This window comes from Gemmatimonadota bacterium, assembly GCA_040388625.1.
Classification (GTDB): Bacteria; Gemmatimonadota; Gemmatimonadetes; order Gemmatimonadales; family Gemmatimonadaceae; genus Fen-1247.
In genome coordinates this window covers 398,585-413,757 of the sequence record JAZKBK010000002.1, presented here as the reverse complement: position 1 = coordinate 413,757, position 15,173 = coordinate 398,585, and the positions used below count along the sequence as shown (strand labels likewise).

Annotated in this window: 12 protein-coding genes; 8 read left to right on the top strand and 4 right to left on the bottom strand. The window is 61.4% G+C overall.

Annotated features, from left to right (window positions below):
• The first annotated feature begins 8 nt into the window (after positions 1-8).
• From V4529_05540 to V4529_05525, 4 genes are all read left to right on the top strand, one after another.
• Positions 9-797 carry a hypothetical protein gene (locus V4529_05540; protein ID MES2357789.1) on the top strand — a complete coding sequence of 263 codons (789 nt, stop codon included), beginning with the start codon at positions 9-11 and terminating at the stop codon, positions 795-797.
• Positions 775-2,304, top strand: a complete 1,530-nt coding sequence (locus tag V4529_05535; protein ID MES2357788.1) for a HEAT repeat domain-containing protein — start codon at positions 775-777, stop codon at positions 2,302-2,304. The genes V4529_05540 and V4529_05535 overlap by 23 nt, the downstream gene beginning before the upstream one ends.
• Complete coding sequence (locus tag V4529_05530) at positions 2,301-3,605, top strand: HEAT repeat domain-containing protein (protein MES2357787.1); 1,305 nt, start codon at positions 2,301-2,303, stop codon at positions 3,603-3,605. Before V4529_05535 ends, V4529_05530 begins: the two co-directional genes overlap by 4 nt.
• Positions 3,606-3,709: 104 nt before the next feature.
• The gene (locus V4529_05525) at positions 3,710-4,414 is read left to right on the top strand and encodes a PAS domain S-box protein (protein ID MES2357786.1); all 705 of its coding nucleotides are present in this window, start codon (positions 3,710-3,712) and stop codon (positions 4,412-4,414) included.
• A 35-nt stretch (positions 4,415-4,449) separates the two neighbouring features.
• On the opposite strand, the gene V4529_05520 is transcribed toward V4529_05525, so the two are convergent.
• Complete coding sequence (locus V4529_05520) at positions 4,450-5,799, bottom strand: amino acid permease (GenBank protein ID MES2357785.1); 1,350 nt, start codon at positions 5,797-5,799, stop codon at positions 4,450-4,452.
• Between the two features lie 19 nt (positions 5,800-5,818).
• Entirely contained in the window at positions 5,819-6,964 is a 1,146-nt protein-coding gene (locus V4529_05515) for an aminotransferase class V-fold PLP-dependent enzyme (protein ID MES2357784.1), read from the bottom strand.
• 165 nt (positions 6,965-7,129) lie between these two features.
• Between V4529_05515 and V4529_05510 the strand changes: the two genes are divergently transcribed.
• The 3 genes from V4529_05510 to V4529_05500 are packed head-to-tail and all read left to right on the top strand — an operon-like array spanning position 7,130 to position 10,688.
• Positions 7,130-8,824: a GMC family oxidoreductase gene (locus V4529_05510; protein MES2357783.1), complete on the top strand. Its 1,695-nt coding sequence runs from the start codon at positions 7,130-7,132 to the stop codon at positions 8,822-8,824.
• Positions 8,821-9,438 carry a gluconate 2-dehydrogenase subunit 3 family protein gene (locus V4529_05505; protein MES2357782.1) on the top strand — a complete coding sequence of 206 codons (618 nt, stop codon included), beginning with the start codon at positions 8,821-8,823 and terminating at the stop codon, positions 9,436-9,438. The genes V4529_05510 and V4529_05505 overlap by 4 nt, the downstream gene beginning before the upstream one ends.
• 8 nt (positions 9,439-9,446) lie before the next feature.
• Complete coding sequence (locus V4529_05500) at positions 9,447-10,688, top strand: Gfo/Idh/MocA family oxidoreductase (protein MES2357781.1); 1,242 nt, start codon at positions 9,447-9,449, stop codon at positions 10,686-10,688.
• 309 nt (positions 10,689-10,997) lie between these two features.
• Here the strand turns inward: V4529_05500 and V4529_05495 are convergent, their stop codons facing one another.
• Both V4529_05495 and V4529_05490 read right to left on the bottom strand, forming a co-directional pair.
• The gene (locus V4529_05495; GenBank protein ID MES2357780.1) at positions 10,998-12,236 is read right to left on the bottom strand and encodes a nucleoside permease; all 1,239 of its coding nucleotides are present in this window, start codon (positions 12,234-12,236) and stop codon (positions 10,998-11,000) included.
• 95 nt (positions 12,237-12,331) lie between these two features.
• Positions 12,332-13,204 (bottom strand): sugar phosphate isomerase/epimerase, encoded by an 873-nt coding sequence (locus V4529_05490; GenBank protein ID MES2357779.1) that lies wholly within the window; start codon positions 13,202-13,204, stop codon positions 12,332-12,334.
• A gap of 283 nt (positions 13,205-13,487) precedes the next feature.
• On the opposite strand from V4529_05490, the gene V4529_05485 reads away from it, so the two are divergent.
• A complete protein-coding gene (locus tag V4529_05485; GenBank protein MES2357778.1) occupies positions 13,488-15,155 on the top strand; it encodes a Na+/H+ antiporter in 1,668 nt (555 codons plus the stop codon).
• Positions 15,156-15,173 lie beyond the last annotated feature (18 nt).

Sequence of the window (15,173 nt, the reverse complement as noted above, 5' to 3'; positions counted from 1 at the left end):
AGGAACGAATGAATGAGACGATCCGGCAGACACTGGCCGCCTCACGACGACCACCCGAGCCTCCGCTCGACGCAATGTGGCTACAGATCGAGGAGCGGGTTTTCGGCGACGCGAAACCGCGGCTCGTTCTTCACACGCGCGCGTCACGCTGGCTCATCCCCACCCTCGCTGCAGCGGCTGCTCTCGTATTCGGTGTTGGTCTTGGCTGGTACGCGGCACCGCGCACCATCGTAACGCGAGTCGTTGCTTCACCGGCCGCTGCAACTCCGGCAACACAACAGATTGCGTCCGCAGACGCGACTCCGTCGAACACGCAAAACTCGAACACGGAAAACTCGAAGAGTGTCGCGAGCACGATTCCATCTCGCGAAAATGCACGGATACAGAATGCACATTCAGTCGCGACGTCTGACTCGCGGGATCTGGCCGCGGCGCGACTCGCATCTCAGTTCAACGATGCAGGCGGCGGATCCGAGATGAGCCGGTACCTCACGCAGACCACGGTACTGCTCGCCTCGCTGCCGTCCGACCGGGCGGCGGCCGAGTCCGATACGGCGGTAGCAACGCGCGCCGGCGAGCTGCTTACCCAGACGCATCTGCTGCTCGATTCAAAGGCTGGCAGCGATCCCACGCTACACAGACTGCTGGAAGATCTCGAGCTGGTGCTGGCGCAAGTCGCGCGTCTGCGCGGCCAGCGCAATGGAACGGATCTGCAATTGATACATCAGACACTCACCGCCCACGACGTACTTCCGCGCGTCCATGACGCGACGATTGAAGCCAGCACCACTGACTGAGGATTCACCGAACATGCGCATCTACACACTCGTCTCGCTTACTTCGGCCATGTCGCTTCTCGCGGCGGCCGCGCCAGCCCAGACACCCGCACCTGCGATCGCCCCCGCACCGCCGACAGAAATATTGCCGCGCGGGAGACTCGACGATCTCAAGCAGCTCGACTGGATCGACACCGATCTGCCTCGCAATCTGGCGGCCTCCGCCGCGCATATTGCAGAGGACGACGCATGGATGGTCAGGGCGAAGCTCGCGCCAATGGCTGCGGCGCTCGCGGCATCAGTTCCCGATCTTGATTTCGACTTCGACTACGCACCACGCGCATTCGCCGGAATGGCCGAGTCCCCGCGCGCATCATGGGCTGCGGATGATCCAGCCGATTCACTCTACCGTCTCGCCCGCCAGACTCTCAACTCGGGTGACTACCGTCGCGCCGCTCAGTTGTTCGCGCAGATCACACGCCAGTACCCGACTTCGCAGTACCGTGCGGACGCCGCGTACTGGCGTGCATTTGCACTCTATCGCATCGGTGGCATCGCCGATCTGCACGAGGCGCTGCAGGCACTCGACTCCGCTGGAACGCATAGCGCGACCGCGCCTGAAAGAGCGAGAGTGAGAGCGAAAGAAATGAAAATGACGATTGCCACTCCCGCTGCCGAAGACGGCGGATCGCGCGCAATGACGTTCTATATGGATGCAGTGAGATCATCGGACAGGGAAGCGGCGGTGCTTGCAACACGAATTCGTGGCGCGCTCGCGGCTCGCGGCGACGCAACTGCCGCGGCGCAGATCGCCCGAACGGCTGATTCGAGTGCAGCATCGTGCGATGACGAAGATGCGCAGCTGCGCGTGGAGGCGCTGAACGCGCTCGTACAGATGGATCCGAAGAACGCCGATCCGGCCATCGCGAAGGTGCTCGCGCGCCGCGACAGCTGTTCGGCGCCGCTTCGCCGCGGTGCGCTCGGGCTGATTGCACGTTCGAATGACGCGCACAACACCGATCTGCTGATCGGCGCAGCCAAAAGCGACCCATCACTGGAAGTACGCGCGGAAGCGATCCGCCTGCTCGGCCGTGCGCCGGACGACCGCGCGACTGCAGCGCTCGTGGGATTCGCGACGACGACTACGGACAAGGCTCCGCTTCAACGTATTGCCGTGCGATCGCTTGCCGCGCAACAGTCGCCTGCATCGACCCAGGCACTCCGCAGCCTCATGACACGCACCGACGTGTCGAACGACGTACGTATCACCGCACTTCACTATGCAGGCAAGAAGGATCTGCAGCTCTCCGACCTGATCAAGATGTACGATGCGTCGGCCGACAGATCCACGCGGGATGAGATCATCTCGCTCCTGGACCAGCGGCCGGAGCCGCAAGCCGCCGACAAGCTCATCGACATCGCGCGCACGAGTACCGACCCGAGCATGCGCCGGCAGGCGATATCTGCTCTGTCACGCAAGAAGGATCCACGTGTCACCAAACTCCTCCTCGACATCATCGACAAATGACGACACATGGATTCCTCATCGGCGCTGGCGCGCTCGCGCTCGCCGCTTCGTTCAGCGGCGCGCCGGAAACGCTCGGTGCGCAGTCGCTCACGTCGCGCATCAATTCGAGTTCCGCGACACGCGTGCAGTTCGAATTTGCAGGTCGCCCCGATGTATGCGGTGATGGTCAGGCATTTCTCTCGACCGGTGGCGGCTCATCGTACTACGGCCAGGTGAACGTCATCAACGGCGTCACGAGTCAACCGTGCGCGGCGGGACCGGTTCGTGTGGTGATCGACCGCGCGGATGGCGTGGTCACGAATATCCAGACAGTTGCCGGTCCATTGCACACTGCGGAAGGCGCTACCGATCTCGGGACTGTGCCGGGACGCGAGGCTTCGGACTATCTAATGTCACTCGCAACGAATACCGACGGCCGTGCAAGCCGGCAGGCGATTCTGCCCGCGGCTATTGCCGATGGCGTCGATATTACGCCGGCCCTCGTCAGCATCGCGCGCGACCAGAACCGTCCATCCGATACCCGCCGCGCGGCGCTTTCGTGGCTCGCGCGCGACGATGGCAGCGACTCCCGGGCGCAGACTGCGCAGGCAACCGATCTGCTGTTACGCATATCACGCGACGAGAACGAGACCCAGTCGCTGCGCCGCTCCGCGCTCAACATGCTAGGCCGCGTGGGTCACGGCGCCGGAATTCCGTCTCTGATTCAGTTGGCGACAGACAATTCGGCGTCCTGGATCGGCGAGGAGAGCGTGAGGGCGCTATCGCAGTCCGGCGATCCTCGCGCGCGCGACTTTCTACGCAAGGAAGTGACGCGCACCGACATCTCCGACGCAACACTCGCAGCGGTCGTGCGCGGGCTCGGCGGCAGTGAGGCAACAGGCAAGGATATCGACCTGCTGCGCAGCTCGTTCGGAACGATGACGAGCGACCGCGCGCGTACGGCAGTGCTCGATGTGATCGGCCAGCGCGGAACCACTACCGATACTCAGTGGCTCCTCGGCGTTGCACGCAACTCGCAGATGTCCGCGGAGACGCGCCGTCGCGCGCTGGATCTCGCTGCGCGGAGCACGAACGGCCGGACGCAGACGATTGCGCTCTACGACAGCATGGAAGATCCAAGCCTCAAGGAAGCGTTGATCCGCATCTATGGCCAGAGCAACGATCGCGCATCTGTCGACAAGCTCATATCGATCGCGAAGAGCGACAGCAATTACACGCTGCGCCGACGAGCGATTGCGTCGCTTTCACGTACCCAGGATCCACGCGCGCGCGAAGCGCTGCAGGAAATCACAGTTCGGTAATTGTTCGGGATCTACAGGATCCCGCGAAACAGCACGATTTTACGACCTGCGGCATCGGCCTCCTGGCATGCCCGTGACGCTGGCTAGATTCCAGCGTCACGACTATGGCGCATGGGCCAACCACGGACCGCAGGGCGAATCAGACAGGAGAGGGCAAGGTGATGGAGGAGGTCGCGCATCGTTCAGGTCCAGACTACGACGCGATAGAGCCAGTCAGCGATCTCGAGGAGCGTTTTTTCGAGGTTTCGCTCGACATGCTCTGTTGCCTGGATTTCAACGGCTACTTCAAGCGGCTCAATCCGGCATGGGAGCGCACACTCGGATTTACATGCGATGAGCTGAGATCGCGGCCGTTCATCGACTTCGTGCATCCGGACGATCGCGCGCGTACCCTCGAGCAGAACGCCAGGGTGCGGGCAGGTGGCCACGCCCTCGCCTTCGAAAACCGATACGTCTGCAAGGACGGCAGCTATCGATGGCTGCTATGGAATGCAGCGCCGGACGCCGGACGCCGCTCGATCTATTCCGTGGCGCGCGACGTGACAGCCAAGAAGCAGGCGGACGATGAGCGCGAACGTCTCGTGACCGAGCTGCAGGCGGCGCTCGCCGAGATCCGTACGCTGCAGGGGATCGTACCGATCTGTTCGTACTGCAAGAAGATTCGCGATGACGATTACTACTGGCAGACAGTCGAGAGCTACATATCCAAGCGGATGAACACACGCTTCAGCCACAGCATCTGCCCGGTTTGCTATACCAAGGAAACGGAACCGATGCTCGCGAAGTTCGAGCGCGACAACCCTGTGTAATTCCAACTGCCACGCGCGGATGCATCCGCGCGTGGCTAGTCCAGCGCCTCAACCGCGATCGACGGATCGGCCTTCCTCAATCGCATCCAGATGAAGTACGTCGGCACACCCAGGGACAGTGCGCCGATTCCGATGAGGCTGTGCCTGGGATCGCTGTAGATGGTCGTCCCCACCACTATCCAGCTCGCGATCATGAAGAACGCCGTGGTCCACGGGTGACCCGGCACGGTGTATCCCACTGCACTCGTACGCTCACGATCGCGCGCCCGAAATACGAACAGTGCGAGCGCTGCCAGTCCGTAGAAGATGAAATCCACCGAAGTCACGTAGCTCATGATGGATTCATAGCTTCCCGACGCGGCGACTATCGCGCACAGCGTCCCCTGAAGCGCTATCGCGACCGTTGGCGTGTGCGATCGTGGTGAGATACGCGCGATTGCCTTGAAGAACAATCCGTCGGCTGCCATCGCTTGATACACGCGCGGTGTGGCGAACATTCCCTGGCTCAGGAAGCCGAACGTCGACAGCGCGATGCAGCCAGCCATCACTTCGGCGCCGATATGCATCCGGCTCGACACGTGATCGACGACGGCCGCGGCGGGCGTCACCGTACTCGCGAGCCCGTCGGCGCCGAGTGCGAGGAGAAATACCGCGTTCACCGCAAGATAGAGTGCCACGACTCCGAGCACGCCGTAAAGCATCGCGCGCGAAAGGTCGCGTGCGGGATCGCGCATGTCAGCGGCCGCGAAGCTCGCGGTTTGCCATCCACCATACGCGAACATCACCGGCGTAAACGCAGCCGCCAGCGCACTGAACGGGTGTACCGGCATGGTTCCGCTCATCGACTCCGAAGCGGTACCGTGCGCCATTATGGCGACACCGCACCCGATTATCGCGACTATGGCGACGACCTTCAGAATCATGAACAGACTCTGAGTCTTGTTGCCGGCGCGCAGATTCGCGCAATTGATTCCGGTCAACAGCGCAAGCGCCAGCACCGCAACCGTCGTCTCGGATATCGGCAACGGAACAACCGCGAGAAAATAGCGCGCGAATATCACCGATACGGCGGCGATCCCACCGGTTTGCACGACCAGCAGTATCGCCCAGCCGAACATGAACGCGATCGCGGGATGAAAGGCGTCCCGCATGTACGCGTAGTGTCCGCCGCGCGCGGGATGGCGTGCCGCGAGCTCAGCGTACACGAACGCACCGGCCAGCGCTATGACTCCGCCGATCGTCCACACGATCATCATGAGCACACCGCTGTGCACCATGTTCGCCACCACGGCGGGATTGCTGAAGATCCCGGCACCGACGATACCGCCCATGACGAGCATGGTCGCGTCGAACACTCCGATCTTCGGGATCGAGCGGTCGTTCACGATGGTACTCGCCGGTCCGCTAACCATCCAGCAGCGCCAGTACTCTATCGATCTGCTGCTCCGTGTTGTAGATGTGCGGAGCAAGTCGAATCACCCCGCCGCCACGAATGGAGTGCGATACGTTGTGTTCGTTCAACCTTCGCGAAATCGTTTCGGCGTCTTTCGCTCTGAACGAGACTATTCCCGCTCGGCGGCTCGCCTCGCGCGGCGTCAAGAGCGACAGGGTTGGTATCGCCGACATCCCTTCGACGAGTCTGCCAGCCAGCGAATGGATCCGCGACGCCACTGCGTCGAGGCCGATCTCGTACAGCAGCTCGAGGCTCGAATCCATCCCGACCATGTCCTGATATGGAATCGTCGCGACCTCGAACCTGCGGGCATCGTCCTCGTATGTGAGATCGTACTCCAGCATGTGCGAGAAGTCCTCTGCGCCACGCACGCTGAGCCAGCCTACGGTGCGGGGCTCCAGCATCCGAATCAACTCCCGTCGCACGTAGCAGAATCCGGATCCCCAGGGAGACAACAGCCACTTCTGTGCGCCGCAGGATAGCACGTCCACGTGACACGCATGCACGTCCAGCAACGTGGTCCCCACTCCCTGAATCGCATCGACGACGAACCATATCTTGCGGTCGCGGCACATGGTTCCTATGGCAGCCAGATCCGCGCGATCACCGGACACGAACGACACCCACGATATCGCGACAACTGCAACGTCACCGCGATCGAGCCTGGCTGGCAGCGCGTCCCAATCGGGGAGCCCGTTCGGAAGCAGGCTCAGCTGTTCGTATCGTGCGCCGCCTCTGCGCTGAATCGCCATCCATGGATACACGTTGGCAGGAAACTCGCCGTCGTATCCCAGGATCACCTTGTCTCGCGCGATCGGAAGGACCTGCGCCGCGATGTTGAGTCCCGTGCTCGTATTGGGAATGAGAGCGATCTCATCACGGTCGGCGCCCACCAGACCGGCGCACAGCTCGCGGGCCTTCGCCAGTGCGGCAAACTGTTCGTCCAGGGCGATCTTCCACGGCTCCGCGCGAAGGCGAGTCCAGCGATCCAGCTCGCTGACGGTGCGCGCGGGCAACGGTCCGGTCGCCGCAGCGTTGAGATACGTAGGGGTGCCGCTGGCGGCCCAGGGAAATTCCTTTGCTATTTCGAATGACATGTCGGTGGAGTTATCGTCAACCGGGAAACGTTCGCTCTCCTGCATCCGTCGCGCCAGTGGTCTGTACGATCCCGTAGCGTTGCGAGTGCGCCGCGCGCGCACTATCTTCGCGCCCGCACACTACAGCTCCCCAGAATCTCGCACGATTTCAAGTTGGAGGAATGGATGTCCCAGCTCTCACAGCGGCCCGAGTACGACGTATGTATAGTAGGCTCGGGCGCTGGCGGTGGAATGGCCGCCTACGTTCTCACCAAGGCCGGCGCAAATGTCGCGCTGCTCGAGGCGGGGCCTGAATGGTACAGCACTCGCGATTCCAAGATGCTCGTACCGGCCTATGCGTCACCGCGCCGGGGCGCAGGCTCGCGCGAAAAGCCGTTCGGTGAGTTCGACGGCTGTATCGGTGGCTGGGATATCGAGGGCGAGCCCTACACCACCGCGCCAGGCACAAAGTTCTCCTGGTGGCGCGCCCGGATGCTGGGCGGCCGGACCAACCACTGGGGCCGCATCTCGCTCCGATTCGGTCCCGACGATTTCCGTGGCAAGAGCATCGACGGACTCGGCGACGACTGGCCGATCGGCTACGACGACATCAAGCCCTACTACGACGAGGTCGACAAGCTCATCGGCATCTTCGGCAGCAACGAAGGGTTGCGCAACAATCCGGACGGAATCTTTCAGCCCGCGCCCAGGCCGCGCTGTTACGAGCTGATGATCAAGCAGGCGTGCGACAAGCTGGACATCACCTGCATTCCCGGACGTCTTTCAATCCTGACGCGTCCGCTGAACGGCCGAATGGCCTGTCACTATTGCGGACAGTGCGGCCGCGGCTGCCAGACAAACTCCAACTTCTCGAGCCCCGGCGTTCTGATCAAACCTGCACTCGACACGGGCAAGCTCACCCTCATCACGGGTGCGATGGCGCGCGAAGTAACGATCGACAAGAACGGGATCGCAACCGGCGTCACCTACATCAGAACCAGGGATGGAACCGAGCAGCATGTTCGCGCTCGCGTGGTGGTACTGGCCGCTAGTGCCTTCGAATCGGCGCGACTCATGCTCAACTCCAAATCCGCGCTCTTTCCGCACGGTCTCGCGAACTCGAGCGGCATCATAGGCAAATACATCACCGATACCACCGGAGCCGGCCTCAACGGCTTCATCCCGAAGATGGTGAACCGCATGCCGCACAACGAGGATGGGACCGGCGGCAATCACATCTACATGCCGTGGACCAAGGACAACAAGAAGCTCGACTTCCCGCGCGGATATCACATCGAGGTCGGCGGCGGTTTCGATGCTCCGTCGTACGGATTCATGGGCGGAATTCAGCGCTACCCCAACGCCGGAGGCTATGGCAAGTCACTGAAGGACGACTATCGTCGGTACTTCGGTGCCAGTGTCGGATTCGCGGGACGTGGCGAGATGATTCCGAACGACGACTGCTACTGCGAGCTGGATCCGAAAGTTGTGGACAAGTACGGCATTCCGGTTCTCCGCTTCCACTGGAAGTGGAGCGATCACGAGATCAATCAGGCAAAGCACATGCAGGAAACCTTCCACTCGATTGTCGCCGAGATGGGCGGCGAGGTATTCTCGCCGATGCCTACGCGCGAAAGGGAATACGGCCTCGCGGCCGGCGGCACGATCATCCACGAGCTGGGAGCTACACGCATGGGCAACGACCCCACCAAGTCGGTGCTCAACAAGAATTGCCAGGCGCACGACGTGAAGAATCTCTTTGTCGCGGATGGCGGCCCGTTCGTATCGCAGGCGGACAAGAATCCGACGTGGACGATTCTCGCGCTCGCGTGGCGCACGAGTGATTACATAACGCAACAGCGCAAGGCGGGGGCACTATGAGCGACGACAAGAACAACGGAATGAGCCGCAGGGACGCACTCAAGCTGCTCGGTGCTGTCCCTCTCACCGGTGCGCTGCACTGGACGCCCGAAGCAATCAGCCGGGCCACCCACGTGCTGCAGCAGGATGACACCGAGGCGCCCAAAGTCAGGCCCAAGTTCTTTACAGCTCACGAAGACGCGACCGTTCGGATCCTCGTCGATCTGATCATCCCGCGCGATGAGCGCTCCGGCAGCGCTACCGATGCGCGCGTCCCCGAATTCATGGACTACATGCTCGGCGAGGCGACCGAGATGAATCGAGTCGAGATGCGGGGCGGACTTGCGTGGCTCGACACCGAATGTCGCACACGGTTCAATGCCAATTTTGTGAATTGCACCGACACGCAACGTCGTCAGGTGCTCGACGACATCTCGTGGCCCGAAAAGGCTCGGCCAGAGATGAGTCACGGCGTTGCGTTCTTCAACAGCTTCCGCGATTTCACTGCGTCCGGCTTCTTCTCATCGCAGATGGGATGGAAGGACGTGAGGTACATCGGGAACGTCTTCAATCCGAACTGGAACGGCTGCCCCACGGAAGTGCTGCACCAGTTGGGCGTCAGTTACGACAGTTAGAGGAATCAATGAGCAGCAACAGACTCGGCATCGGCTTCATTGGCAGCGGCTTCATCGCCCGGTTCCACCTCCAGTCGTTCGTCGGAGTGCGCGACGCAGACGTACTCGGAATCTGGAGTCCGAACCGTGAGAACGCAGCCGCGACCGCAGCGTTCGCGCGCACGCTCGATGTTGGAAATGCCCGCGCGTACGATTCCATCGCCGACATGGTTGCCGATCCCGCGATCGACGCCATCTGGCTGCTCGGCCCCAACTTCTCCCGTATCGATAACGTCAGGGAGATAGTCGCCGCGATCGAGAGTGGCAGGGGCACTCTCAAGGCAATCGCGTGCGAAAAACCACTCGCGCGCAACGTCGCTGAAGCCACAACGGTCCTCGAGCTCGTCGAGCGTGTTGGACTGATGCATGGATATCTCGAGAACCAGCTATTCTCTCCCCAGATCGAGACCGGCCGGTCGCTGATCTGGAGTCGCGGCGCAGCGACGACGGGACGCCCGTATCTCGCGCGCGCAGCCGAAGAACACAGTGGTCCCCACATGCCGTGGTTCTGGCGTGGCGACATGCAGGGCGGCGGTGTACTCAACGACATGATGTGTCATTCTGTCGAGCTGGTGCGTTATCTGCTCACCAAACCCGGCGATCCGCGCAACTCGCTCACGCCTGTTTCCATCAACGGCCGCATCGCGAGTCTCAAATGGAGCAGGCCGGAGTACGCCGAACGTCTGCGCAGGACAATGGGGAAGGATGTCGATTACAGCAAGCATCCATCCGAGGATTTTGCCGGCGCAACGATCGAGTTCGAAGCGAGCGACGGTACGCGAGTGATCGGTGAAGCGAGCACATCATGGAGCTTCGTCGGCGCGGGACTTCGTCTCTCCGCCGAACTACTCGGCCCTGAGTATTCCATGTCATGGAACACACTCGACAGCGGACTCAATCTGTTCTTCAGCCGCGAAGTGAGCGGCAAGGCGGGCGAGGACCTGATCGAGAAGCAGAACGCCGAGATGGGATTGATGCCCGTAGTGGCGAGCGAAGCCGCCGCCTACGGTTACGAAGCCGAGAACCGCCACTTCGCGCGCGCATTTCTCCGCGGCGAGACGCCGTTGTTGACGTTCCACGACGGACTCGAAGTAGTGAAGCTGTTGATGGCCGCGTACCGCAGCGCCGAAGAAGGCAGAACCATCGAACTGCCCGCAAAAGGGATCGAAAATTTCCAACCCGCCGTGGCCCGCGGGAAATGGCATCCTTGACCCCACCATCCACGCGCCGAATTGGTACGCCTGCGTAGGGCGCGGATATATCCGCGCCTGGCCCCGTTACGTGCAATCGGATTTGGATGTTCGCCGGATATATCCCGCGCCTGGCCCCGTTATGTGCAATCGGATTGGGATGTCCGCCGGATATATCCGCGCCTGGCCCCGTTACGTGCAATCGGATTGGGATGTCCGCCGGATATATCCCCGCCTGTCCGATATCGGCGCAATCGGATTCGGATGTCCGCCGGACACATCCGCCCTTGGCCCCGTTACGTGCAATCGAAACCAGATTGACACCGCGTGCTACGCCGCGATCGGCATCTCCATCTCATCCGCCGGCGGCTTGACCGCTACGCTCGGCTTGAACCAGAACAGGAATATCACGAAGATCACCGCCGATCCAATCGCTGGAATCAACCAGATCGATCTCCAGTCATGCGTGATCACTCCGTTCGCGCCAACGGTCTGATACGCCTGCACTACGAGTCCTGACAGCCACGATCCGATCACGTTGCCGATACCGAGTGTGACGAACGCAATCAATCCCTGCGCCGCCGCGCGGATCTTGAGAGTCGCCTGCTGATCGACGTAGATCTGTCCGCTCACGAAGAAGAAATCATAGCACACGCCGTGTACCAGGATACCGGCGTACAGCATCCACACAGTCGGTCCAACATTTCCAAAGGCAAAGAATGCGTAGCGGATTGCCCACGCAGCCATGCCGAGCAGCATGATGCGCTTGATTCCCAGACGTGTGAGAAACCACGGCAGCAGCAGCATGAAGAAGAGCTCCGACCCCTGGCCCATCGTCATCTTCGCCGCGGCTCGTGCCATTCCGGCTTCGTTCAGGAACGCGTTCGTGAACGTGTAGTAGAACTGCAGCGGAATCACGAGCAGGAACGATCCCACTACGAAGACCGTGAACGACTTGTCCTTGAACAACGACAGCGCATCGAGACCGAGTACGTCTCGCGCGCGAAGCGGCTGGCCGGCAGCGTGCGGTGGCGTGTGCGGCAGGGTCAGGGAGAAGAGACCGAATAGCAGCGAGGCACCGGCTGCGATCTTCATCGGAATCGCCGTGGACTCGATCCCCATGAAGCTCACGAGCAAGCCGGCAACGATCCAGCCGATCGTTCCCAGCACTCGAATCTTCGGAAAATCGCGCGCCGGATCTTCGATGTGATCGAAGCTTATGGAATTCGCGAGCGCCAGCGTCGGCATGAACGTCAGCGCATAGATGATGAGCAGCACGTAGAACGGCACGAAGGCCTGGAGCGTCGATACGTAATACAGTACCACCCCGCCAACGATCAGCAGGATCGCCATCACGCGCTCGGAAGAGAAGAACCGATCTGCGATCATGCCGATGAAGAACGGCGATATCATCGCCGCGATTCCCATGCTCCCGTACGCCAGCCCGACTCTCGATCCACTGAACTTGAGCGTCTCGGTCAGATACGTTCCGGCTGTCACGTACCACGCGCCGTAAACGAAGTACTCGAGAAACATCATCACCGATAACTTGGCGCGCGTTGCCGTCATTAATGAATCCTGATCTTCAGTAGTATGTGACGATTTCTGTGGTGGCTACGTCGATATTAATGTGCCGAAATCCGGTGAGATCCGCCAACCCCCTCTCAGAACTCCAGTTGCCGTAAATACGCGTAGCTCGCCGCGATGCTCGCGAACGGATCCCTGGCATTGTCGTGCTCCACGAAGTAGTGCTCGATGCCAGCTTCTCGCGACTGTGCGAAGATGCCCTTCCAGTCGATCACACCCTTCCCCACATCCACCATCGTCTTCGCAGCGCTGCCGTCCATGTCCTTGACGTGGACCATCCGGAAGCGGCCCGGATATTTCCTGAAGTACGCCAGCGGATCACCGCCACCCTTCACGAGCCAGTAGATGTCCATCTCCATCGCGACCAGCTTCGGATCGGTCCTGTCCAGCATCACGTCGTAGGGACGCACGCCGTCGATCGGCGCCAGCTCCGACTCGTGGTTGTGATATCCGATGCTGATTCCCGATCGCCCTGCGATCTCACCCGCATGGTTGAGTACGTCGGCGGCCTTCCGGTAACCATCCAGCCCCGCCTTCTCGTCCGGAATGTTCGGACAGATGACGAACTTGTGCCCCAGCTGATGTGCTTCGTCCAGCACCCGGGGCAGGTCGTCGCGAACGCGCTCCATCGCAATGTGAGTGGACGGCGCCGCAAGGCCGTGGCGATCCAGTGCGGCCCTGAACTCGGCGACGCTGTGCGAGCGGTACCCAGCCAGCTCGACCTCCTGATACCCGATCGACGCAACACGCGCGAGCGATCCGTCCAGGTCGTTGGTCAAAGCATCGCGAATCGTGTAGAGCTGCACGCCGATCCTGCCAAGCTTTCGCGCCGGTAACATGCCGTACGCCCGCGTTCCCATTGCCGTCGCTATCAACGATCCCGACAGCATGCCAAGGAACGAGCGCCGATCCATACCGCCGGTACAGCTGTCGCCCTGCTGCTTCGTCACCGTGCCTCCGTCAGAGAAACTGTGCTCGCGATTGTGTCACGAATTGCATTCCCCGGAATGCGCCCAGCTTCCGAGCGGGGAAGTTTACCACCCCATTATAGCGCAGACTTGCATCGCTGATAATGTCGCTCCGGACGAAGTCACGGCGAGCCGACACGCCTGCGGTCGCGATTATCCCCTGGCGCAGTGCTCGAACAGCATCCCGCCGACCCGATATTCATGGCCCGAATATTTCCGTGGTTAGGTCTTTCATCCACAAATCCGAAAGCCCTCCAGACCACCCGTGCGCGAACTCGAGCTCATCATCGCCCTTCTCGCCGTCTTCGCGACGGTGCAGATGCTCGCGCGCAGATGGAGCGTTCCATATCCGTCACTGCTCGTCATCGGCGGCCTGGCCCTGGCCTTCATACCGGGCTTGCCACGGATCGACAGTGACCCGGAACTGCTCTTTCTCATATTCGTTCCGCCACTTCTTTACTGGGCCGCCCTCACCACCTCGGTCCGTGAGCTGAAGGATGTGATCGGCCCTGTCGCCCGCCTGGCGACGGCGCTCGTTCTGCTCACGATGGCCGCAGTCGCCGTCGTCGCACACCTGCTCAGCCCCGAGTTTTCCTGGGCATCCGCCTTTCTGCTCGGAGCGATCGTCGCACCGCCGGATCCGATCGCCGCGACCGCAGTCGTCGTCCCACTTGGCGTGCCCCGAAGAATCACGGCCGTGCTCGAAGGCGAAGGGCTGCTCAATGACGCGACATCGCTCGTGGCGTACAGAGTCGCGCTCACAGCCGCCGTCACAGGCGCATTTTCCGTGTCGTCCGCAAGCGTCCGCCTGCTCACCGCCGGCGTCGCCGGCGCCGCGATCGGTCTCGTCATCGGATGGTTGATCGCGGTGTTTCGCCGGACCGTGACCGGACGACTGCCGACCGTCGAGAATACCCTTTCGCTGTTGTCGCCGTTCATCGCATTCATACCGGCCGACGCGATCGGAGCGTCAGGTATCATCGCAGTGGTCACGCTCGGCTTGTATCTCGGTCGCCAGGATCCAAAATCGATGGCACCCGCGTCACGCGTGCAGGCAGAAGCGATGTGGACGATGCTGACGTTTCTGTTCCAGAGTCTGATCTTCATAATGATCGGACTCGAGCTGCCGCACATCATGCGCGGCCTCGAGAATCACTCCACACCAACGCTGCTCATCTACGCGTCGGTAATCACGTTGGTGTGCATGTTGGTCCGTTTCGTATGGGTGGGAATCTCGGTGGCGGTCCTCCGTACCGTACGACGCCGGAAACACAAGCGGATCGAGCCGGCATGGAACGAAGGCGCATTCGTTGCATGGGCCGGTATGCGCGGTGGTGACTCGCTCGTGATTGCCCTCGCAATTCCATTCTACGCCAATTCGGGCGTGCCCATACCTGCGCGCAACCTCATAATCTTCATCACGTTCTTCGTGATATTCGTGACTCTCGTCGGACAGGGTATGACGCTCTCTCCAGTAGTGCGCGCACTCGGCCTGCATCGCGACCCGTCCGGCAAGGCAGAGGAGACGACCGCGCGCATTATGCAGGCACGCGCTGCGCTCGCCGTCATCGATGACATGATCACACACGGTGGAATCGACGCGAGCATAGGAAGGCGCATGAGATCGCGTTATGCAGATCGCGAGAAGCGCTGGACGGCACGCAGCGACGGCCACGATGAAGACGCCACGTCCGAGGAGCGCGAAGCAGCCGATGAAATGGCCGGCGTTTCCGATACAGTGATGCGCGCGAACGAGCGGATAATCAGCGCGCAGCGCGGTTCACTGCTCCATCTCCGCGAGAGTGGCACCATTAACGACGATGTCCTCCGCCAACTTGAGCGTGAGCTGGATCTCGAGACGATGCTGCTGGACTCCAAGAACCTCGATGACAGGGACGCCGGCGCCTGGTCGCCATATGGCGCTGATACCTGATGTGGACGCTTCACGAAT

Excerpts from the sequence above, each read along its gene's own strand:
- V4529_05505 (MES2357782.1), top strand. The coding sequence starts at position 8,821 with ATGAGCGACGACAAGAACAACGGAATGAGCCGCAGGGACGCACTCAAG.
- V4529_05525 (MES2357786.1), top strand. The coding sequence starts at position 3,710 with ATGGCGCATGGGCCAACCACGGACCGCAGGGCGAATCAGACAGGAGAG.
- V4529_05540 (MES2357789.1), top strand. The coding sequence starts at position 9 with ATGAATGAGACGATCCGGCAGACACTGGCCGCCTCACGACGACCACCC.
- V4529_05530 (MES2357787.1), top strand. The coding sequence starts at position 2,301 with ATGACGACACATGGATTCCTCATCGGCGCTGGCGCGCTCGCGCTCGCC.
- V4529_05500 (MES2357781.1), top strand. The coding sequence starts at position 9,447 with ATGAGCAGCAACAGACTCGGCATCGGCTTCATTGGCAGCGGCTTCATC.
- V4529_05510 (MES2357783.1), top strand. The coding sequence starts at position 7,130 with ATGTCCCAGCTCTCACAGCGGCCCGAGTACGACGTATGTATAGTAGGC.
- V4529_05495 (MES2357780.1), bottom strand. The coding sequence starts at position 12,236 with ATGACGGCAACGCGCGCCAAGTTATCGGTGATGATGTTTCTCGAGTAC.
- V4529_05515 (MES2357784.1), bottom strand. The coding sequence starts at position 6,964 with ATGTCATTCGAAATAGCAAAGGAATTTCCCTGGGCCGCCAGCGGCACC.